4 protein-coding genes are annotated in these 23809 nt (G+C 60.8%); all 4 read right to left on the minus strand.

Annotation, left to right across the window (positions count from 1 at the left end; all coding sequences use genetic code 11):
- Positions 1-71: 71 nt before the first annotated feature.
- A complete protein-coding gene (locus ABIQ96_RS21295) occupies positions 72-5975 on the minus strand; it encodes a choice-of-anchor D domain-containing protein (protein WP_348216660.1) in 5904 nt (1967 codons plus the stop codon).
- Positions 5976-6091: 116 nt separating this feature from the next.
- Complete coding sequence (locus tag ABIQ96_RS21300) at positions 6092-11959, minus strand: choice-of-anchor D domain-containing protein (protein ID WP_348216661.1); 5868 nt, start codon at positions 11957-11959, stop codon at positions 6092-6094.
- A 58-nt stretch (positions 11960-12017) separates the two neighbouring features.
- The gene (locus ABIQ96_RS21305) at positions 12018-16940 is read right to left on the minus strand and encodes an immunoglobulin domain-containing protein (protein WP_348216662.1); all 4923 of its coding nucleotides are present in this window, start codon (positions 16938-16940) and stop codon (positions 12018-12020) included.
- Between the two features lie 76 nt (positions 16941-17016).
- Positions 17017-23637 (minus strand): choice-of-anchor tandem repeat GloVer-containing protein, encoded by a 6621-nt coding sequence (locus ABIQ96_RS21310; protein ID WP_348216663.1) that lies wholly within the window; start codon positions 23635-23637, stop codon positions 17017-17019.
- Positions 23638-23809: the final 172 nt, after the last annotated feature.

Here is a 23809-nt window from a genome sequence, read left to right on the forward strand (position 1 = left end):
GTAAGGAAAGATCCGCAGCATGGCATGTGATGATCTATGTTTGAAGCAGGAGATGAGGCATTCTGACTTTTCTACTCTTTCAAGCGGATGTAGCGCTTGATGCCGGGTGCGAGAGGGGTATTGTCGCGGGCCTGGTAGCGTCGGGCGTCGTCCGCGAGGATGGTGGTGTGTTTTGCACCGCTAAACCAATCGAGCAGATTGCCCGATACCTCAATGCGAGGTTTCTGATAGATATCTCCAGGACTGCGGATGACGGTGAGCGCAAGATATTTCCGGCCATCGGCAAGGGTGACGGTGGTGATGGTTTCGCGGGGGCTGCCGGAGGACTGCGGATCTACGAGCGGAAGGACGGCGGCAGCCAGGCTTCCTTTTTTGACCGCGGCGGCGGTCCCCTTCCCTGTCAGATTGATGTCGAAGGGATTTTCGTCGGCGTCGTTGCTGGCGATGTGGATGGCGGCCTTGCGGCTGCCCGTGGCGGAGGGCTTGAAGGTAACCTTGAAGCTGGTGGTTGCTCCGTTGGCCAGCGAGGTTACCTTCAGTGCGGCGACGGTGAAGTCCGCGGAGTTGACTCCGTTTTTGGTGATTTTAAGTCCGGTGAGATCGGCGGGGCCGGAGTTACGGATGGTGAAGTTTTTGGCGGAGGTTTTTTTCACAACGACGGATCCGAAGGCAGTCGAGGACGAACCGTCGGTGAGCGGGGTATTGGCGGGTTCCTCGACGCCGATCTCGGGAGCGGGTGGCGGGTAATTCCCTGTTAGCGTGATGTCGTAGGAAGCTTCATCCTCGTCATTGCTGGCGATGTGGAGGACGGCGGTGCGAGGGCCGGTGGCACCGGGGGTGAATTTCACCTTGAACGTGGTGGTTCCGACAGGTCCGGACACCGGGGCGACTGGATTCGTGATGACGGTGAAGTCCGCGGCGTGCGCTCCGTCCTTGGTGATTTTCAAGCCGGTGAGATCGGCATAGCCGACGTTCGCGATCGTGAAAGTCAGGCTGGAGCTGGATCCGACGGCGACGGTACCGAAGTCTTTGGAGCCTCCGTCCGGCAGCTCCACTGCGGCGGCTTGCCGGACCTGGATCTCGGGCGCCTTGACGTAGGTGTATTTGATTTCCTGTTTTTTCCCGCCCTTGAAGACGAGCAGCTGGCCTACGGGGTCGGGTGTTTCGAAGCCTGCCACGGGGGTGACGAATAGGGTGTAGCTCACTGCCCCGGCCGGGAGGGTGTCCTCGGTATTGGACTGGTGGTACGCCCTTTCGTTGACCCGCCAGTAGGCGTCGCCGCGGGCCTCGGGTGGATCGATGACGACATGGACGGCGCCACTGGCGGACGAGCCTCCGGAAATGGGAGAGAAACTGTAGAGTGCGAAGCCGCCGCCCGTGTGATTTCCCCCGGTGGCACTGCTGGACTCGGCGAGTTCGAAGAGTTCGATGACCTCGCTGTCGATGGCGCGGACGATGGATTCGTTGGATCCGCCGAGATAGATGGCGGCGGGGAAATAATTCCCCCCCTCGAAGCGCACGCACAAAGGGCCGCCGGACATGCCGCCGGCACCGCTCAAGCCGGTGGTCCGATAGGTTTTGAACGAGGTGTTCAAGGGTCTGACCGGCGAAAAGGTGGCTGCGGTGCGGGCGCTGGCATACATGCGCCCGGCGACGAACTGGTCTCCATCCACCGGGTAGCCGACGAGCATTTTCTGGGTGTCGGGATTCGGCGGAGAAGAAATGAGGAATTCGTTGGGAGTGGCATCGCTGGCGACAAATCCGCTGTAGCCACCGCGGCCCGCGTCCTCGCTGAAGAACAAGGCGGCGGCATCCCGGTTTTGGGATTCCTCGGTTCCGACGCCGGGTTCCGCTCCGGACCTGGCTTCCGCATAGCCGTCCATAATGTGTGCGCCGCGGGGAATGAGCGGCACCGGCTCATGCTCGCCGCTGTCCCTCTGCAGGAGCCATTGCAGACCACTGACAAAAGTTTCCTTCTCATCGTCGAAAACGACATGAGCGGCGGTGGCGACCACCCGTGAGAGTGTGCCGCCCGCCTCGGCATCCTTTTTCGATTTCACGACAAATCCGGAACTGAATCCATCGTCACTGCGGATCTGTCCGACATTTCCGAAAGGAAGCTGCGGATCCACATTCCTGGAGATGGTGGCGTAGGCCAGAAGTTCGGGAACGGCACCAAACGCGGTCTCCTTGACGGTGTAGGGAATGGTGACGGTAAGAGGCGGCGTGGTGTCATCCGCCACAGGAACGGGGCCGGGTGGTGGAGTGAGACGCCCCTCCACTGGCTCGCATTCCACATAGTAGATACCTGGCGAAAGATCTGTCAGCGTCGTGCCCGAAGAGAGCCATGGTTCACCACTGGCTCCTGGCTTGAACAGGCGCCAGCGGGCGGCGGAGCCGCCTGCATCGAGGATCACCGTGAGCGTGCCGGTGCCCGCCGATTTGGCCCCGTAGTCCGCGTCCACGGTGACAGGCAGGCCGCTGCCGGTGAGGTGCTTCGTGACGGGAGCCGGCACGATGTAGCCGCCGACGGGCATGAACTCGATGATACGATCGCTCTCGGTCAGTCCGCCCACAGGCACGCCAGCGGGCCGCCACGCATATTCTCCCGTGAAGCGCCATGCACCGACTCCGGATGGTGTTAGATCAACGATTAAATAGCCTTGCGAGACGGGAGGATCGCCCGCGGGCTTCGGAACAAACAGCGAAAGGGGGTTGACCTTGAGGGCGGCCGCCGCACTGGTGACGACGCCGCCGATATTGGAGACGACGCAGTCGTAGTCTCCCTGATCCAGCAGTTGCGCGGACGGTATCGTGTAGCTCGCGCCGGTTGCCCCGTCTATCAGGAATCCGTTCCTGCGCCACTGATAGCGGAGCGGGCCAAAGCCCTTCGCAACCACTGAAAAGGTGACCATCTTCCCTGGCACCACCGTTTGTGCGAGCGGCTGCTGGACGACGGATGGAGTCTCGCCAATCAGGAAGGTATAGGCATTGCCCGCGTCTGCTCCCATGGTTTCGTCGTAACGGGCACCGACCACGGCTGTCGTGTCAGAGATCGCCACGGATCTTCCAAATTGATCGCCTGAGGACGCATCCACACCGGAGGAAAGCTTGAGAGTCTGGTTCCAAACGAGCCCATCGCGGACGAAGACATAAGCAAGGCCAACATTCCTGCCCGCCGCATCACGCCCCCCAATGGAACCGATCAACGCGGTATTTCCCTTAAGAGCCACCGCCCAGCCGAAATTCGCGTCCGGTGTGGCCTCGTCCGGCGTGAGCTTGGCTTGAAGAGACCACGTCGTCTGGTCACGCGCGAAGACATACACGCTGCCACTGTTTGTTCCCGCCGAACCCACGACGTCGGATCCAATCAATGCGGTGTCACCTTCTACAACAACGGAAATACCGAAATTATATCCTCCCGCGCCCGGAGAGAACTGCTTCTGTTCGCTCCAGGTAGTTCCGTTGCGGATATAGACATAAGCCCTGCCGGTAGAAGAACCGGTGCCGGTGGCTCCTATCAGCGCGGTATTTCCGGAAACGGATACGGAGTCTCCGAAGGAATCCCCGTCTGCCGCAGTGGCAGGCGAAAACTGGTCCTGCAAACTCCACGTCGTTCCACTGCGGTTGTACACATAAACGCGCCCCGTATCGGCCACCAACTGGCTGTCGCCGAATTGATCTCCCACAATCACCGTGTCACCCGAGATGGCAACCGAGCCACCATAGGTGGAAAATCCTGCCTCAGAGCGGGTGAACACGGCCTGCTGGCTCCAGATCGCTCCCGATCTGGAGAATATGAATAGTTTTCCCCCGTTAAGATTCGCACTAGGAGATCCGACAACCGCGGCATCTCCTGATAGAGCGAGGGTCTGCCCGAAAGCCCCGCCGGAGTCCGCCGCCGAGGGAAATAGTCTGGCTTGCTGGCTCCATCCCGAACCTCGTCGCCCAAACATGTAGACCACCCCGCCTCCCGAAGGCCCGATGTCGTGGACGGAACCAACCATTACGGTGTCGCCGGAAATCGCCACCGAGTATCCGCTTTCGTCACCCGCGGCTTTGTTGTTCTCGTCACTTAGTTGAGCCTGCAGGGCCCATGTTGCGCCGGACAGCGTGTAGGCCCTGACAGTCCCGGCGTTCGTGCCGGCTTCAGTATCTTCATCGGGAGCTCCGACCACGATCGTATTTCCCGAAAGTGCCACCGAGCTTCCAAAATGATCCGATCCCGAAAAATTTGGAGTGTTGAGAGAGGTGCTCAAACTCCACACTGTCCCGACACGGGTAAACACCGATATTCTCCCTCCGCTGCTATCCCGGGGTGCTCCAACTACCAGAGTATTGCCAGCAATGGCCAGGGAGGAGCCGAACAAATCTCCGTAGCTTGAAAAAGTATCCAGTTTTTTTTGCTGACTCCAGGTGGTTCCACTGCGGGTGTATATGTAGGCTGTTCCTTTATAATCGATGTTGTTGGGTGACTGGGCTGGCGCCCCAATTACGGCGGTGTCCCCCGCTATCGCCACGGAAACGCCGAACAAGTCGCCAGTCATGAGATCTGCCGGAGCAATCTTCGCCTGTGGAGACCAAGTCACTCCACTCCGCTTGAAAACGTAAGCGCTGGTTGCCCCCTGTAGAACACCTCCCAAGATCGCGGTATCGGCCGAGATAGCCACGCCGCCTGTCAGGGCAGCACCATCGCTCGCGATGAGCTTTCCCTGCGGCGACCAAGAAGCGCCGCTTCCGACAAAAACAGAGGGCCCGACCAATGCGGTCGTTCCATCGAGCGCGACCGGCCCGCTGGGTGTGCTGCCATTTTCCGCGACAAGTTTGGTGGCCTGGCTCCATGCCGTCCCGGTACGGGTAAATACATAAGGTCCAACCAGCGCGGTGTTTCCCGCAAGTGCGACGCTTCCCCCCAGATAGTCGTTTTCGACAGTCGTCAAACGGACTTGCTGGGTCCATGTCGTTCCACTGCGGACGAAAACATAGGCACCAGACGCGCCAGGCACACCGACCAGGACCGTATCCCCCGAAAGCGCCAGTGAGGCTCCCATCCGGTTGTTCTTTATCGTTTGGATCAGCCTCGCCTCCACATTCGCAAACATGGGATCCACTGTCACCGGATAGAGAGCCCCGGCGTCCGCCACCACCAAGGCAAGCGCTCCAGGGCCGCGCACCTCCATGCGGGCGTCGAGCGGCCGGCCGGCGGCATCCCACGCCACCAGATTCCTATAGTGAAGCACAGCGGCACCATTCGCATCCACCAATCTAACAAATCCACCATCCTCTCCACTATCCGCGCTCAAGCTGCCTTCAAGGTTCAGCAGTAATGTCACCTCACCCGGATTGCCGGGCGGCGGTTCCGCCAGGGTGAATCCCTGTTCCAGACCTTCGTTCTTGTTTTCAAACCACTCACTGACGGACGAGTCCGTGTATTTCAAATCCACGCGTCGGCCTTGGCCGGCGCACGCCGCGGCCCGCAAAGGCCGAACATCACCCGCGCGACCTACTCCCTGCAGATGCATCCTGCATGTCCACGGCTCCTCACCATCCGGCGTTTCGATGCCGCTGGCCAGTTCGAGTCCGCTGTTGGAAAACCACGCCCGCAGTTTCTGCCCCGGATTAGCGGCGAAATATTCCGCTCCCCGCGAGGATGGAGACGCCGAATCCACTTTCTCCACCGCGTGACGGGCTTCGACAAGCACGGCACCGAGGGATTCGTATTTGCCGTCTTTGCGAAGCGCCGCGTCCGCGGCATCACCTGTTAGATCAGCCTGTGGATAGGGATCCGGATCGCCCTGCAGGGAAAAACCGGTGGGGGGGGCGGCCTGAGCGACATCCGGCCGATAGTCCTGACGGTCCGGGGAACTGCCGGTTGGTTCTTGGGAATTATGGTTCCAAGTCAGAATCGCAATGATGACGATTCCGGTCACGAGGGCCGCGAACTGAAGCCTGCGGGGATAAAATCGGGATTTCATGGGATGGGGGGGTGAGGACGAGAGGGAAATCACGATGGCGATGCCATGAGGAAATATCCGTGGCAAGGCATGGGGTGATTTAAGTTTGAAGCGGAAGATGAGTCATTTTGAATTTTCTACTCTTTCAAGCGGATGTAGCGCTTGGTGCCGGGTGCTAAAGGGATGTTGTCCCGCGCCTGATAGCGCCGGGCGTCGTCCGCCATCACGGTCGTGTGTTTTGCACCGCTGTACCAGTCGAGAAGATTGCCTGATACCTCGACGCGTGGTTTCTGATAGAAATCGCAGGGGGTTCGGGTGACGGTGAGTGCGAGATATTTCCGGCCGTCGGCGAGCTGGATGGTGGTGATGGTTTCGCGAGGGATCGAGTCCGGACCGCCGGATGACTGCCGATCAACGAGCGGGAGGACCGCGCCGGCGAGGCCGGCTTTGACGGCGGCGGTCCCCCTCCCTGTCAGGATGATATCGAAGGGGCTTTCGTCGGCATCGTTGCTGGCGATGTGAATGGCGGCCTTGCGATTGCCCGTGGCGGAGGGCTTGAAGGTGACCTTGAAGGTGGTTTTGGCCCCGGGAGGCAGCACGGATTTCGCGGGCCCCGTCACGCTGAAGTCCGCCGCGTTGGCTCCGTCTTTGGTGATTTTCAATCCGGTAAGATCGGCATGTCCGGAGTTCCTAACCGTGAAGATGAGGGGGGAACCTGCTCCCACCGCCACCGAGCCGAAGGTCCTGGATCCGCTGTCCGGCAGATCCGCTGCGGAGGGCTGGCTGACCTTGATCTCGGGCGCTTCGATATAGGTGTAGGTGACTTCCTGGATTTTTCCGCCCTTGAAGGCAAGAGGTTGGCCGACCGGGTCGGGTGGTACGAATCCCTCCACCGGGGCGACGTAGAGTGTGTAGGGCGCTCCCACCGCAGGAAGGGTGTCCTCGGCGTCCGACTGGTGATAATTTCTATCGTTGACCCGCCAGTACGCGCCGCCGCGGGCGGACGGCGGGAAGATGACGACGTGAACGGCACCGCTGGCAGAAGAGCCTCCAGCAATGTTAGAGAAGCTGTAGAGGGCGAAGCCGCCGCCGGTCTGATTGTCGCCGGTGGCGCTGCTGGCCTCTGCACGCTCAATAAGGTCGACGACCTGCCCATCGATGGCGCGGACGATGGACTCGCCGGTTCCGCCCAGATAAATCGCCGCCGGAAGGTAATTCCCACCCTCGAACTGCACACACAAGGGACCGCCCGACATGCCGCCGGCACCGGACAGGGCGGTGGTCCGGAAGGTTCTGAAAGTGTCGTCGGCTGGCGCGACCCGGGAAAATGCGGCGGCGGTGGGCGGGCTGGCGTACATGCGGCCTTGGATGAACTCGTCCCCGTCCACCGGATAGCCGACGAACATTTTAAGGGTGGTGGCATTCGAAGGGGTGGTGAGCAGGAACTCGTTGTTCGCCTCGTTGCTGGCGAGGAATCCCCCGTAACCGCCGCGTCCGGCATCCTTGCTGAAAAACAGGGCGGCGGCATCGCGGTTCTGGCTCGTTTCATTTCCGATGCCGGGTGTGGCTCCGACCCGCGCCGCTGCGTAGTCGTCCAGGATGTGGGCACCACGCGGGATGAGCGGCTCTGGCTCATGCGCGTCTCGATCCCGCTGGAGAAGCCACTGCAAGCCGCCGACGAACGACTTCGTGCGGTCATCGAAGACCACGTGGCCTGCGGTGGCGACGACGCGGGAGATGGTGGTACCGGCGCTCACGTCGTTGCGGGATTTCACGACGAAGCCCGAACTGAAGCCGAGGTCGCTGCGGATCTGTCCGACGAAGGCGTAGGGCAGATCCGTGCTTGAGGACACTGTCTCAAATGGCAACACCTTGGGTGCCTCGCCGGGTGGCGATTCCCTGGCAGGGTAGGTGATGGAAAGGAACGAGGTTTCGCCACTGTCCACGGAAATTGCCCGCGGAGGAGGCGTGATGTGGTCATTCACCGGCTTGCATTCGACATGGTAAATTCCGGGTCGCAGACCTGTCAAAGTGACGTTGGAGTTCCGCCACGGATCGCCTTTGGTGCCGGGCTTGAAAATGCGCCATTTGGCATTGAGACCGTCGGCATCGAGGATCACCTTGAGACCGCCGCTTCCGCCTGGCCCGATTTTGTAGCTCCCATTGACAAAGGTGGCGGCTCCTCCGTCGGTGATGGACTTGCTCACAGTCGCTGGCGAATTGTAGCCACCGACGGACATGAACTCGATGGTGCGGATGCCCGCGGGCAGCCCTCCCACGGCTCCCGCCGCCCGCCAGGCATGTTCGCCTTCGAAACGCCAGCCACCGACCCCGGCAGGCGTCAGGTTCACAATCACGGAGCCTGTGGGAGCCCGGGTTGGAAAACTGGGTGCGAATTGGGACAGGTTGTTGACCTTGAGGGTGGCGGGCGCACTTGTCACGATCCCTCCGATATTGGAAACCACGCAGTCGTAGTTTCCCGCGTCCGCCAGCGTAGCCGGGTTGACGAGCAAGTTGCTTCCTGTTGCTCCGGAAATTGCGAACCCGTCCTTGCGCCATTGGTAACGCAACGGTCCGTAGCCGGCGGCCTCGATACTGAAGGTCACGCCACCGGCAACGTTGGGAATGACCGCCCGCGACTCAGGCTGTCGGGTAATCTCAGGCAATTCCCCGACGAGGAACACATAGACACTTCCCGCGTCGGTCGCCGCGGTATCCTCCAGATAAGCTCCAGCCAGCGCCGTATTCCCGCTCAATGAAATGGAAGATCCGAATCGGTCGACCGAAGAGCTGTCCACCCCTCCGGCGAGCCGGCTTTGCTCGCTCCAGATCGCCCCACGACGTTCAAACAAATACACGCTTCCCGCATCCAACGAATCGGTTTGGTTGCCCGGTGCCCCCACCAGCGCCGAGTCTCCCTCGAGGGCAACGCTGTATCCAAATTCATCGGATTCACTCGCATTGCTGCCTATCAGCTTTGCCTGCAGTTCCCAAGCCGTTGCACTTCTAACGAACACGTAGGCAGCCCCCCCGACTATCCCGTTGATCGATGCATCGAGTCGCGCCCCCACCAGTGCCGTATCGCCGCTCAAGGCCACCGAATACCCGAAGTCCGCGCCGGCATGGCTTGGGTATCCCGTCAATTTTACCGGAGGCCCCCAAGCAGAGTTCGTCCGCACGAAGATATAGCCACTTCCCGCATTGATTCCTGCCGCGGTATCAGCGGAAACAGCGCTCACCAATGCCGTTCCCTGGCTCAGAGCCACCGCGTAGCCGAAAGAATCGTTCGCCGCACCATCATTGGCCAACAGCTTTGGCTGTTGGGTCCATGTTGCACCGACACGAGTAAAGACATATGCGCTGCCTGCGTCCGCTCCCGCAGGAGTGTTGTTGTATGGCGCGCCGACCAGTGCATCGTCTCCATCGAGCGCGACCGAGCTTCCGAACCCATCGTTTGCCGCACCATCAATTGCCGTTAGGGGAGGTCCTTGTTGTGCCCAATTGGTGCCGCTCCTGACAAACACGTAAGCGGCCCCTGCGGCGAAGCCCCCGGAGATACTGTGGTTTAGCGAGCCAATGAGCGCGGTCCCGCCGCTAAGGGCGAGGGATATCCCGAAGTGATCGGAGGACGCTCCGTCGCTGGCACTCAGCCTCGCTTGCTGATTCCACAACGAGCCGCTGCGCACGAAGACGTATGCGCTGCCGACATCCGCACCAGCCATGGTGTCGTCCCAAGGAGCCCCCACGAGCGCGGTATCGCCCTTCAGAGATACCGACAGTCCGAAGTAGTCGTAAGCGGGGCTATCCCCTGCGGTGAGTTGCGCCTGGCGGTTCCAGGAGGTGTTTGTCCGCAGAAAGACCGAAGCGCTTCCGGCATCGGTGCCGGCGGAGGTATCGTCGGATGGCACACCCACTAACACCGTGTCGCCACTTATCGAAACGGACGCTCCAAAACTCGCTTCCTGCGCGAAAACGCTCGGAGTGACGCTCGCTCCCTGCTGGCTCCAACTGCCGGAACTGCGGAAGAAAAAATAGGCGCTGCCCGCATCGACGCCCGCGCTTGTATCGTCATTGGGAGAACCGATGACCGCGGTATCCCCATCGAGCGAAACACAAAACCCGAAATTGTCGCCCGCTGCCCCGTCACTGGCGACAAGCGTGGTTCCTTGGGGTGCCCAGTTGGTCCCGCTGCGGAAAAATACATGCACGCTACCCGCATCCGAACCGCTGTCCGTATCGTCCAAAGGCGCTGCCACCAGCGCCGTATTGCCATGGACTGCCACCGCATAGCCGAAGAAGTCATCGCCGGCACCGTCGCTTGCTGTTAGTTCCGGTCCCTGGGCATTCCAGACCGATCCGTTTCTCACGAAAACGTGAGCGCTTCCCGCCCCCGAACCGGAAATCAGATCGTCAAAGGGTGCCCCCACCACCGCGGTATCGAGGTCCACCGAAACAGAGAGGCCGAACGAGTCGCCCGCCGCCCCGTCGGTCGCCGTCAACCTCGGAAGTTGAGTCCACGTGTTCCCCGTCCTTGAGAATACATACGCGCTGCCCGCCCGCACCCCGGCCACGGTATCCGCACCGGGCGCTCCGATCACCGCGGTGTTGTCGCTCAGCGCCACGGACAAGCCGAACACATCGCCAGCGGCTCCATCATCCGCCTTGAGTTCAGCCTGTTGGCTCCAGGTGGTTCCATTGCGAACGAACACGTAGGCGTTTCCTGCATTCGCGCCCGCCGGGGTGTCCCGAAAATAGGCGCCGACCAGCGCGGTGTTGCCACTTATCGCGACGGCGTGGCCGAAGTTGTCGAAAGCGGCCGCATTGCTTGCCGTCAGTTTTGCCTGTTGGAGCCATGTCGTTCCATTCCTTACGAAAACATAGGCGCTGCCCGCGAAAAGCCCGGCCCCCGTTTCGTCCTCGGGCGCGCCCAGCAAGGCGGTATCGCCGCTGAGCGCGACCGAGAATCCCAACTTGTCGAATGCCACCGGATCGTCAGTCAACCGCTTCTCCACATTGACAAAAAGCGGATCAATTGTTAGCGGATAGCGAGCTCCGGCATCATCAACCACCAATGCGAGGTCCGCGCCGCGGATCTCCATCTTTGCGACCAGCGATTGTCCGTCGGCATCGCAAGCCTTGATGTCTTTATATTGGATGACTTCGTTTCCTTCGGCATCGACAAAGCGCACACCTTGCGATGACACGGCATCGGCAGTCAGTCGCTCGGGTTTCAAATTGCCTTCAATCGCCATCACCATTTCCAGAAACCCGCTGCCGACGGGAGTTTTGATTATTGTGAAGCCTTGTTCCACGCCTTCACGACGATTTTCAAACCACTGGATCAATCCGGACACTGAGTCGGTCATTTCAACGCGGTTTCCCGCCGCATACGATTTTTCCAACCTCACCTCCTTCAACCCGTTCGAACGACCTGCGCTATGCAAACGCAGCGCGAGGTTCCACGGAGCCCGCTCGGAAGCTTCAGTGGCAAGGCTTTGCTCATGCATATCTGCGGTGAGGATCTTATTTCTGAAAGTGGCGGGCGAGATCACTTTCTTGGATCCGCAGGCTGGGGCAACACCGCTGGCGAATTCGATGCCGCCCTTGCCAAACCATGTGCGCAATTGTTGTTCTGGATTGATAGCGAAATACTCTGCTCCTCGCGAATTTGGCCCTGCGGGATCAATTTTATCGACCGCGTGGCGGGCAGCGGAGAAGGCCGCTCCGAGCGATTCATACTGACCATTCTTGCCGAGTGCCTCATTTGCCGCCTCGCCAGTTAGATTGGTTGGCGGAATGGAATCCGGATTACTTGGGAGGGAAGGATTGGCGGAGGGGCATGTTGTGGCGGTAAGCTGAGCTATGTGCCGGTGATCGACTTGCTGTTTCGAGAAACTCCTGGTGGGTTCCTCGCGAAAATGGTTCCAGATCAGAATCACGATGATGACGATGCCGGTCAAATGCACAGCCCGGCGGATTGAGGAAGGAATCGATTTCCAGTTCATGGCGGGAGGTGGGCTGACACTGAAGGGAGAGTTGGTTGATAGAGAATTCTAGGAGCTATCAGGGCACTGAAACCCTGATCCGGTAGAACCCGGAGTTGCCGAGAGGAGATGAATCGGTGAGGGTGACGGTGGTGTCGATGGCAAGCGGACCGGCGGAGGTGACGGTGGTCCAGGGGCCGGAGGCAAGGGTAGCGCGGCGCTCGAGAATGTAGGTGCGGGCGACCTTGCCGGGGACTGTTAGCGTGCAGGCTCCGGCGGATTTGGTCACGGAGAGGACCTTGAAGACATCGGTGGGGTTGTTGGGATCGGTGCCTGCGGCGTATTCGTCACCGTTGGTGCAGCCATCGCCATCCGGGTCCGCGGTGTCGGCGGCGCTGCCGGTGGCGGATGCGGTGCCGAAGGCGGCGAAGCGCCAGTTTTCGCGTGGGGTGCCGGTGACTGTTAGGAAGAAGGTGCGGCTGGCGTTGAGGGTGCCATCGCTGACAGTGAGGATGATGGCGGCGGTGCCAAGCTGGCCGGCGGCGGGGGTGATGGTGACGGTGCGGGCGGTGCCGCTGCCGCCGAAGACGATATTCGCATGAGGGACGAGCGTAGTATTCGAACTGGTCTTCTGGAGGGTGAACACGGTGGCTATATCGACATCTCCGAGGGTGAAGTTGAGTGCTGCGGTAGCGTTGTTTGCGGGGATGGTTTGGTCCGGGATGGCGGAAAGGGTCGGAGGGTCGTTGACGGGATTCACGGTGAGCAGGAAGGTCTCGATGGCGGTCAGTTTACCGTCGCTAACAGTGAGCGTGATGGTGGTGCTGCCGCTGCGGTTGGCGGAGGGGGTGACCGTAACGGTGCGAGCGGAACCGCTGCCGCCGAAGACGATGTTGGCGTCCGGAACGAGGGTGGCATCTGAGGAGGAGCCGGTGAGATCTAGTGCATTTTCTGGGTCGTCGGGATCGGCGAGGGTGATGGGAATGGCGACGGCGGCGGTGTCTTCATCGATGGTTCTATTTCCGATGTTGGAGATGGTCGGCGGGTCGTTTTCGTCGATGTAGGTGTAGGTAACGGTTTGGATTTTCCCGCCTTTGAAAACCAGCGTCTGGCCGGCGGAATCCGGAGTTTGGAAACCGGTCACGGGGGTGAGGTAGAGCTTGTAGGATTCCGTTGGGCCCGGGGCGGGAAGCGTGTCGGTGACGCCGGAGCTATGATAGTCCCGCTCATTGACACGCCAGAGGGCCCCGGCGTCGCGGGCGGCATCCGGCTTGATGATAACCTTCACCTGGCCACTTAGAGAGCTGCCACCGGAGATGGTGGAAAAACTGGAGAGAGTGTAACCGCCACCCGTTTGATTGTCTCCGGCGGCGGAGGCGGCTTGGGCACGGGTGATGACGTCGATGACCTTGCTGTCGATGGCACGGACGACGGTCTGGTTAGATCCTCCCAGATGGATGGCGGCGGGGTAGTAGTTGCCGCCCTCGAACTGGACACACAACGGCCCGCCGGACATGCCGCGGCTGCCGCGGACGTCGGAGGTGGTGTAGGTGCGGAAGGGAGTGCCGAATTCATCGAGGGTGGGCACGCGGGTGAAGTGGACGTTCATGGCGGGCGTGGCATGCATGCGGCCGCGGTTGGCGGCGCTGATGTCATCGACGGGATAGCCGACGAGAGTTTTTTGTGCTGACGAAAGGAGGAATTCGTTGTCCGTCGCATCGCTGGCGAGGAAGCCGCCGTAGCCGCCGCGGCCCGCATCCGCGGCGAAATGAAGGGCGGCGGCATCGCGGTTCTGGGACTCGGTGGTGCCTACGCCCGGCACAACACCGGGTGCGGAGCGGGCGGCGGCGTAGTCATCCACGAGGTGGATGCCACGAGGAACGAGGGGAACGGGTTCGTGTGAAATGGTATCGCGCTGGAAGAGCCATTGCAGGCCGGTGACGACGGAGAGGGTGCCATCGTCGAAGATGACATGACCTGCCGTTAGAACTACGCGGGGTTTCACGACGAAGCCGGAGCCGGAGCCCACGTCGCTGCGGATCTGGCCGACATAGGCGTAGGGCAGATTGCTGTTGGCGGATACGGTTTCGAATGGCAGCACCACGGGAGCGACGCCGGTCTGGGAGTCCGCCAGGAAATAAGTGACGGTGGCAAGCGATGGATCGCCATCCTCGACGGTCACGTTTGCCAGCGGCGGTGTGGCGCGACCGGGGACGAACTTGCATTCTATCAGGTAGCTGGCGGGGAGGAGTCCTACGATCCCGGCACCGGAATTGAGCCACGGACTGGTATTGGCTCCGAGCTTGTAGAGCCGCCACTGGCCGCGCTGGGATTCGTCCGCCTGACTGGCGAGCGAGTCGGGCTTGAGGGTAACGGTGATGCCGCCGCTGCCTGTATTACCGGTAGAAAGATAACTGCCGGTGACGAGTTCCGCAGCGCCGCTGGTGATGCCGACCGGCTCCGGCGAGGGGTGGATGTAGCCATTCACGGGCATGAATTCCACGATGCGGTCGCTGGTGACGAGGCCGGTGACGGGGACGCCGGAGGGCCGCCAGCCGAGCTCGCCTGTGAAGCGCCAGCCGCCGGCGATACCGGGCGGGGAAAGTGTGACGACGACCACGCCCTGCGCGTCGAGCGGAGCAACGGGAGAACTCCGCGCGAACTCCGAGAGGGCATTGACCGAGAGCACCGCGGCCGCGCTGGTGGTGATGCCGCCGGTGTTCGACACGACGACATCATAGCTGCCTTGATCCGCCACCTGCGCCGAAGGGATGGTATAGCTCGGCTGATTCGCTCCGGCGATCTGGGAGCCATTTTTCCGCCAGCGGTAGGACAGGGGCCCGTGACCTGTGGCAACGACGCTGAAGATAACGGGAACTCCGGGAACGACGGTGCGGGATTGCGGCTGCTGGGTGATCTCGGGCACCCGACCTAACAAAAATGTGTAGGCGCTGCCGACGTTCGTTCCCACCGTCTGGTCCCGCGAGGCACCGACGACCAAATAGTTTCCCGAGAGAGCCACGGCCTCGCCGAACTGGTCCTGGTCCGACGCATCAATGCCCGCGCTAACGGCTTTCTGTTCGTTCCATACGTTGCCGTTTTTCTCAAAGATGTAGGCCAGTCCCCCGCCCCGGCTGGATTGACTCGTGGAATAGGGCGAACCGACGACCGCGAGGGTGTCCGAAACCGCCACCGAACAGCCGAAAACATCACCTGTGACTCCGTCCGAAGCGTTCAAGCGGCCTTGGGAATTCCATTCGGTTCCGGTCCGGAAGAACGCATAGGCGCTGCCGGGAGCAAAGCTCGGGATGGTGCGTGGCGGCACGATATTGAAGTCAATGGAGGGCGCGCCAACGAGCGCCGTATCGCCGGAGAGGGCGACCGACCAACCGAAGCAGTCTCCGATCTCGCCGTTCGGCTGGACGATCTTTTTCTGCAGGCTCCAGTCATTCCCGCTGCGGGTATAGACGTGTGCGCTACCCAGCGCCCGTCCGTCATACCCGCCGGGCGAACCAATCAGCGCGGTGTCTCCCGAGAGGGCGACGGACCAGCCGAAGCAATCCCCCTTGATTCCGTTCAGAGGGGTTTTCTTCCCGCCCTGTTGGGTCCATGTGGTGCCATTCCTCGAGAAAAAATAGGCGGCACCGATATAATATTCCGGGCCGCTGACATATTTATCCGCAGGCGACCCGACGACGGCGTAGTCGCCGGAGATGGCGACCGCGGCCCCGAAATAGTTTTTGGTAGAGCGATCCCCCGCGAGGAGCCTGTTCTGATAGTGCCATCCGGTGTTATCGCGGAAAAAGACATAGGCAGCACCTGATTGTGATCCATTTCCATCGTCATAGGGAGTGCCTACCAGTGCGGTGTCTCCTGATATGGATACGGAAGTCCCGAAGGCTTGAAATGCATAGCCGAAATTACCTCCATTGAGCAGGGCTTCCTGAGTCCAGTTATCACCATTCCGGACGAATATGAACGCGGTGCCGGCATTGTAGCCGCTGGACGTATCGCCCATCGGCTCGCCGACCAGGACCCGGTCACCGGAGATGGAGACGCACTTGCCGAACGCCTCCCCATTCACCCCCTGCTGAGTGAGAATGAGCCTGGACTCCGCATTCACGAACAAGGGATCCACCGTGACTGGATAGTTCGCACCGTGATCATTGACGACGAGGGAGATGGAGTCCCCACCCCGGACTTCCATGCGGGCGGCGAGCGTTTTTCCATCCGCATCCCATGCCTTCAGGCGGGTGTAGTGGACGATTTCTCCGCCTGTGGCATCAATGAAGCGGGCACCTTCCCGCGCGCCCATGGCTTCCGCACGGAGGCTGCCCTCTACGCCTAACATGAGTTTCACTTCCGCGGCATCGCCGGCCGGTCTCTGCTGGAGGGTGAAGCCCTGCTCGATGCCGTCCTTGCGATTTTCAAACCACTGGGAGGCGGCGAGATCCGGGTAATGCATTTCCACGCGGCCGCCCTGAGCTGAGGAGGTGCCTAAGGAAACGGGAGCCTCCGCCGCATCGCGGGTGATGCCGCGCAAACGGATGGAGACACTCCATGGCTCCGCGCCTGCCGTGGGCTGCATGCCACTCGCGAGCTCGACTCCGTCATGGGAAAACCAGGCCCGCATCTGCTGGGCGGGATTGGCGGCGAAATAGTCTGCGCCGCGCGAGTGCGGGACGGCGGGATCGATTTTTTCAACGGCGTATCTGGCTGCGGCAATAGCGGCCTCGAGGGATTTGTATTGGCCGGGCCCGGGTGATGCGGCGTCCGTGCTGGCGTCGCCAGACAAAGGAATCGGATCTTGTGGAATGCGGATATCCGGGGAGCGGGTGCCGGTGGCCTGAATCGTGGAAGCGGAGCGAGGGGCGCTTCTACAGGCCGCACGATCTTTGACAGAAAGCGGCCGGGAGGGGGTGATTGTTAGAACTAGTGCGATGATCGTACCGGTTGCGATGAGCAGCCGGCCGAGGGGGATGGCGCGGGGTTGTGAGTTCACGGTGGCGATCGGATTTTATGGTTAGGGGAAGCAATCGAATCATTTTGGTGAATGGGGCAGCGCGGGACTCACGCTGTCACGGGAGGAACACCCGGATCCGATAGAATCCGGAGTTGGCGAAAGGGGATGGGTCGGTGAGGGTGATGGTGGTGTCGATGGGGAACGGACCGGCGGAAGTGACGGTGGTCCAGGTGCCGGACAGTAGGTTCGCGCGGCGCTCGAGAATGTAGGTGCGGGCGGCCTTGCCGGAAGCTGCTAGCGTGCAGGTTCCGGCGGTCTTGCCTACGGTGAGGACTTTGAACACATCCGCAGGGTTGTCGGGATCGGTGCCTGCGGCGTATTCGTCGATGTTGGTGTTGCCATCGCCATCCGGGTCGGCGTTATCGGCGGCGCTGCCGGTGCCGGATGCGGTGCCGAAGGCGATGAAGCGCCAGTTTTCAAGGGGGGTGCCGGTGACGGTTAGCAGGAAGGTGCGGCTGGCGGGGAGGCTGCCATCTTTGACGGTGATGGTGATGGTGGCGGTGCCGAGTTGGCCTGAGGCGGGGGTGATGGTGACGGTGCGGGCGGTGCCGCTGCCGCCAAAGACGATTTTGGCGTTGGGAACGAGTGTGGTATTTGAGCTGGCCCTTTGGAGTTCGAATGTGGTGGGGTTATCGACATCGCCAAGGGTCAATGGAATCGCTGCGGTGGCGGTGTTCACCGGGATGGTCTGGTCAGGGATGGAGGAGATGGTCGGAGGATCGTTAACCGGATCCACGGTGAGTTGGAAGGTCTCGGTGGTACTGAGTTTGCCATCGCTAACAGTGATTGTGATGATGGCGCTGCCGTTGCGGTTGGCGGCGGGGGTGACGGTGACGGTGCGGTTGGCACCGCTGCCCGAAAAGACGATTTTGGCGTCCGGAACGAGGGTGGTATCCGAGGAGGAGCCGGTGAGTTCCAGTGAGTTTGCTGGGTCGTCGGGATCGCCGAGGGTGATGGGGATGGCGGCAGTGGAGGTGTCTTCGTCGATGGTCTTGTTGCCGATGTTGGAGATGGTCGGCGGGTCGTTTTCGTCGATGTAGGTGTAGGTGACGGTTTGGATTTTTCCACCCTTGAAATCCAGTGACTGTCCAGCCGGATCAGGGGTGTCGAAGCCGGCCACGGGGGTGAGGTAGAGGGTGTAGGGAGAGCCCGCGGAGGGAAGCGTGTCGATATCGCCGGAGCCGTGGTAGTCCCTTGTATTGACACGCCAGAAGGCACCTGCGTCGCGGGCGGCATCCGGCTTGATGACGACCTTCACCTGACCGCTCAGAGAGCTGCCTCCGGAGATGGTGGAGAAACTGGATAGAGTGTAGCCGCCGCCGGTTTGATTGTCACCGGCGGCGGCGGCGGCTTCCGCGCGGGTGATGACGTCGATGACCTTGCTGTCGATGGCACGGACGACGGTCTGGTTGGATCCTCCCAGATAGATCGCCGCCGGATAGTAGCTGCCGCCTTCGAACTGGACGCACATGGGCCCTCCGGACATGCCGCCGCTGCCGCGGATGTCCGGAGTGGTGTAGGTGCGGAAGGGACTTCCGAATTCATCGAGGGTGGGGACGCGGGTGAAGTGGACATTCATGGCCGGGGTGGCGTGCATGCGGCCGCGGTTGGCGGCGGTAACGCCATCGACGGGATAGCCGACCAACATTTTTTGGGCGGATGACAGCAGGAACTCATTGTCCGCCGCGTCGCTGGCGAGGAAGCCGCCGTAGCCGCCGCGACCGGCGCTGCTGGCGAAATAAAGAGCGGCTGCATCACGGTTCTGGGACTCGGTGGTGCCCACGCCCGGCACCACGCCGCCTGCGGAGCGGGCGGCGGCGTAGTCATCCATGAGATGAATGCCGCGCGGGACGACGGGAACGGGTTCGTGGGAAATGCTGTCCCGCTGGAAGAGCCATTGCAGACCGGTGACGACCGAGAGTGTGCCATCGTCGAAAACGACATGGCCTGCCGTTAGAACGACCCTGGGTTTCACGACGAAGCCCGAGCTGGATCCCAAGTCGCTGCGGATCTGGCCGACATAGCTATACGGCAGGGCGGTGCTGGTGGATACGGTCTCGAAAGGAATGGGCGCAGGAGCCACTCCCGTCTGGGAGTCATTCAGGAAATAGGTGATGGTCACGAGCGACGGATCACCATCCTCGACGACCACATTGACCAAGGGCGGGGTGGCGCGGTCGGTGACAGGCTTGCATTCAATTAGGTAGCTGCCGGGGAGGAGACCTTCGATGATCGCCCCGGAATTGAGCCACGGATCAGTATTGACCCCGAGCTTGTAGAGGCGCCACTGGATCCGCTGCAAGACGTCCGGGTGGCTGGCCAGCGAGTCGGGTTTGAGGGTTACGGTGATTCCGCCGCTGCCATTGCCACTGCCGCCTGTGAGGAAATAACTGCCGGTGACGAATTCCGCAGCGCCGCCGCTGTTGATGCTGACAGGCTCCGGTGATGGATGGATGTAGCCGCTCACCGGCATGAATTCGACGATGCGGTCACCGGTGGTCAGGCCGCCCACCGGGATGCCCGAGGGCCGCCAGGCGAGTTCTCCGGTGAAGCGCCAGCCGCCGATGCCGGGTGGGGAGAGATTCACGATGAGAAAGCCCTGCGATGGAGCGGGGACTCCTGGCAGAACCTGGGTGAACCCGGAGAGGGCGTCCACGGAGAATGAGGCAAGCCCGCTGGTGTTGAACAACCCACCCTCTTTGGTGACGCGGATGCGGTAGGAATAAGTCACGCCCTGCGAGAGATTCGGCAGCGTGGCGGATACAGGTGTGTTCGTCTCGCCTGAGATTGTGCCGGGAACGGCTGGGACGCTGTTGAAGTGCTCGCCGTCGGTGCTGTATTCAAATACCACGGTGGTGTCGGATCCCTTTGCGTTGGCCGTTCCCTCGACGCGGACGCTGGTGGTTCCGAGGGCGAAACTTCCGCCAATCGCAGCCGTTGGTTCTGTTAGTGTTTTAAAGCTCTGTGTGCCGCTCACCGTATTACCGCCTGAGTTGGTCGCATTAATCCGGTAGAAATAAGTCGTCCCTTTGGTCAATCCGGGCACGGTCTTACTAACAAGTTTGGGCGTGTCTTCTGTTATAGTTCCGGGTATTGCCTCTGAAGTGGATGCGGCGAAGTTCACATCCGCGCTCCACTCGAAGCTAACGGCCGTCGCGTAGTTCCGTGCGTTGACCGTGCCGTTTAAAGTGGCGCTGGTGGAAGTCACCCCACTCGCTGCGGATACGACGGCAACCGGTGCTGCCAGAGTTGAAAAGCTCGCGGGTGGGCGGGTCAATGGCGGACTGTAAGTAGTCTCCCCCGCGCTGTTCACCGCGCGGAAGCGGTAGTAATAAGTCGTGCCCTGACTCAAGTTGTTCAGCGTGGTGCCGACCAAAGTCGTTTGGAATCCACCGAGTGCCGAGGCGATGGGCACGGTCGAAGGCAAATCCGACTCACTGATCCAATATTCCAGAAAAACCGCCGTATTCACCCCGCGCGCATTGACCATTGCCTGGCAGAGGACGCTGGAGGTTCCCTGAACCTCCTCTTTCTCCGCGTAGACATTCGGTGGGCCAGGAAAAATCAATCGATATACGGATCCACCGGGACCTTCGGTGGTCCCGTAGAGGTTTCCATCCGATGCTAGCATGAGGGGAGCGGATGGGTTCCCATCTTCCAGGACCGTGAATTCCACCAGCGTCATGAACTCCCCGCCCGGCGTCATTCTGAAAACGGTTCCGAACCCAACGCCCCCAATACTCCCATCCCCAACGCCCCCACGATTGGTCGTGCCGTAAAAATTCCCGTCACTGCCGCGCACAAGGCTAGACTGAGGACTACTCCCCTTTTTGTCCCCCGCGGTGCCGGTGAACTCCGCCAATGTCGTCAGGAGCCCGCCAGGCGTTATTTTGAACACCGTGCCGAAGCCGAGCGCGCCGCCGCCGGATGTCGTGCCGTAGAAATTTCCATCGCTGCCCCGCACCAGGCCAGCCTTGGGAACCGCGCCCTTGGTGCCCCCCCCGATGCCTGTGAACTCCTTCACCCATGTCATTTCTCCGGCAGGCGTCATCTTGAAAACCGTGCCTAAGCCGGAGGTGCCACCACCGGAAGTTGTGCCGTAGAAATTCCCATCATTGTTCTGCGCTAGGCCCTGCACCAGACCAGCCTGAGGGTTACTCCCCTTTTTGTTCCCCCCGGTGCCCGTGAGATGCACCAGCGTCGTCAGCACCCCGCCTGCTGTCATCTTGAAAACCGTGCCGAAGCCGTCGGTGTCGCCACCAGAGGTCGTGCCGTAGAAATTCCCATCGCCGTCTCGCACCAGGCCGGCCAAAGGAAATTTCCCTTTGTTATCTGTTCCTTTGTCCGTGAACCGCACCAGCGTCGTCAGCGCGCCGGCCGGAGTCATTTTGAAGACTGTTCCCAACCCGTCGGGAAAGGTCACCCCACCACCTTCCTTGGTGGTGCCATAGAAATTCCCTTCACTGTCCTGCGCCAAGCCGGCTTCAGGACTGCTCCCTTTGTTGTTCACCCCTATGTTTGTGAACTCCACCAGCGTCGTCAGCGCCCCGCCCGGAGTCATTCTGAACACGGTTCCGAACCCGTCGTACCCGGTATTCACGCCCCCAATGCCCCCATGATAGGTCGTGCCGTAAAAATTCCCATCGCCGCCCTGCACCAATCCAGCTTCGGGATTACTCCCGTTTTTGTTCGGCTCGGCACCTTTGAATTCCTTCAGCGTCACCAGCGTTGTGCCAGCAAGCGTGCCGTTGGTGATGATCTTGAACACCGTGCCTTGATCGAACGCGCCCCCCTCATAGGTGGTGCCGTAGAAATTCCCATCGCTCGCCTGCACCAGTTTATGCTTGGGACTTCTCCCCTTGTTGCTCGCTCCGTTGCCCGTGAAGTGGACCAGCGTCGTCAGCGTGCTGTCGGTGCTGATCTTGAAAACCGTGCCGAAACCGTAAGTGCCACCGCCGGCTGTCGTGCCGTAGAAATTCCCAAGGCTGTCCCGCACCAGGCCAGCCTGAGGACTACCGCCGTTTTTGCCCTCCCCGGTGCCCGTGAATTCCACCAAAGTCGTCAGCACCCCGGCCGGAGTCAGTTTGAACGCCGTGCCTTGATCGAACTCGCCCCCCTTGGAGGTCGTGCCGTAGAAATTTCCATCGCTGCCCTGCACCAGACCGGCCATGGGTTTCGCTCCCTTGTAGAAGAGTCCCACGGTACCCGTGAACTCCTTTACCCAGATCAGGGGTCCTCCGGCAGGTGCCATCTTGAAAACCGTGCCGAAGTTGCCCGCGTCGACACCGGATGTCGTGCCGTAAAAATAGCCATCGCTGCCCTGCACCAGGCCAGCCTGAGGACTACTCCCCTTTTTGTCCCCGCCGGCACCCGTGAACTCCACCAACGTCGTCAGATCCCCGCCCGGCGTCATTCTGAACACCGTTCCGTAGGAGCGCGTACCGTCTGAGGAGAACTTACCACCACTGTAAGTCGTGCCGTAGAAATTTCCATCGCCGCCCTGCACCAGGCCGGCCTGAGGCCGCCACCCCTTGGCGTCCCCCGCGGTGCCCGTGAACTCCACCAACGTCGTCAGGATCCCGCCGCGCGTCATTTTGAAAACCGTGCCCTGGTTGCGTTCGCCTCCAGTATAGGTGGTACCATAAAAATTCCCATCGCTGGCCTGCACCAAGGTACCCACGGGACTGGACCCCGTCGCCAGGTCTGCGGCCAGCGCATCGGAAAAGCTGAACACCTTTTCATAGACTGGAGGCGGGGTGACCGCGAAGTTAAGGGTGATATTTCCCGTAGCCGAATGGACGCCGTCAACCGCGATGTAATACTCCACCGGCGAATCGTTCGAAACAAACGAGAGCGCGCTGAATGTCCCGGCAGTGGTATCGTCACTGCCATCAAGCGGTATCAATCCTGACCATCCCGAGGACGTTTGCCTGAAAAGCGAAACGAATGTGTTGAACGTGCTTCCTTCGGTGGAGAGCGAAATGCTGTATCCGGCAGGAACCAAAACACGGTACCAGACCGACCTGCGCTGCGGGATCAGGTATGGGGATGCAAATTCTCCGACCTCACCCGTCGCGCCGGCGTTGGAACCGGGGACCGTTTTGATTCCGGGCGTGAGATTCACGACAGATGCGTTCGCAAGGTTGTCATTCAGGGGAGAGGAGCACCAACTGAGTGTGAAGCTTCCACTCGCAGTTGAGCGACCGGTAACTCTCACCCAGTAGACCTGCGCCGGGTCTGCTGATAGAGAAATCAATTCTACTGCTGGTGGTTTCCCAAGCTCGTTCTCGTAATCGCTCCCGCCCATTGGCGTCAGAGTGTTCGGCGCGCTACCCGTGTAGACTGCCAACTGAGCTTCGAAGTCCGCCGTCAAACTGAATGTGAACTTACCATTTGAAGGTGCGGTCCATCGATACCACACGGATTTTCCGCTTGGGAAAATGGAATCGGCTGAGGTGATTTTGTTGATTGCGCCGTGGGGGCGGACGATGGTGCTGGATGTGATGTTAGGTGGTTCTCCAGATTCCAAAGTGGCACTGGCGTTGGCGTTGCTCCCAATCACGCTCCCGGACGAACCGGAAATTGCCTGAGCATCGGCGAACAGATCAGCCTGGCCGGCCGCGATTCCAGCCAAAGAACCACAGATGAGGAACAGCCGGAGGATCATGCTTTTCATTTTCAAAAGGGGGGAAAGAGGAATAGGGCTCCTCGGCAGCCGCGTCTGGAAATCCAGAGGACCAAGCATTGAAAGCTGAACAAAAGCTTCCGGGGTGGCGACTTCAAATCCTCCGCTTTGGGTGTTCCTGTGAGAAGCGCGGAAACAATTTCTGACTAGTCCCAATATCCGG

It is taken from the genome of Luteolibacter sp. (assembly GCF_039920825.1).
Lineage (GTDB): Bacteria > Verrucomicrobiota > Verrucomicrobiia > Verrucomicrobiales > Akkermansiaceae > Luteolibacter.